The sequence below is a fragment of the Vibrio sp. 378 genome (genome assembly GCF_033339435.1).
The window spans coordinates 1-757 of the sequence record NZ_JAWOUO010000455.1 but is presented as its reverse complement, the minus strand read 5'-3'; the positions used below and the strand labels follow the sequence as shown (position 1 = coordinate 757).

Annotated in this window: 1 protein-coding gene; it reads right to left on the bottom strand. The window is 42.9% G+C overall.

Annotation, left to right across the window (positions count from 1 at the left end; all coding sequences use genetic code 11):
* A partial coding sequence (locus R7Q48_RS26890) for a TonB-dependent receptor domain-containing protein (protein ID WP_318133296.1) occupies nucleotides 1–757 on the bottom strand: 757 nt, incomplete at both ends.

Below are 757 nucleotides of genomic sequence, written 5' to 3'. Positions count from 1 at the left end.
GTAATTGACCAGTTCCGTCCAGCTTGAGTCAGATCTTTGTTCTCTGTCTGAAGGTCACGCACATCATTCCAATTGTAGTACTCTTCATCTGTCACGTTGAACAGACCTGCTCGCAACGTAAGATCTTTAATAGGTTTGTAGTACGCGGTGATATCTACAACCGTAGCAGCAGAGATAGGCAACACTTTATCGTCATTTATGTCGCTTTTGTCTTTAGAGGCTGTGTAGTTAATGGTTAACGTGGTTCCCCAGTTTTGTTCTGAATCGTAATTAAAACCAGCGACAAGGTTCCAAGGGTTAACACTGTTTAGTGGATTATTGTTTCCATCTTCACCTTCCGTATACGCCGCTGCTACACGAGAGCTAAAGCCTTCGATTGGCATGAACTTGTTCCACGAAAGTTGGTTTGAAAACTCAATACCTTTAATTGTCGCTTTGCCTATATTCACGTACTGCTGAATCGCAGGGTCAGTCACTGGCGTCCAAGTGCCAGAGACGGTTTTACTTTCGATGAAGTTGTCGTAGTCGCTGTAGAAAACTGACACTTCACTGCTACAAATGTCATTGTTATGTCGCCAACCAAACCCGTACGAAATACTGTCTTCTGCTTTTAAATCAGGATTTGGCTTAAAAAGGTAGCCATGCATTGGGTTACCGAAAGAGTAGTACAACTCTTGGAAATCTGGAGCACGGAAACCTTGGCTGATTTGCGCGAATAAACGATGTTGCTCATTAAGCTTATAAACAGAACCTAAGC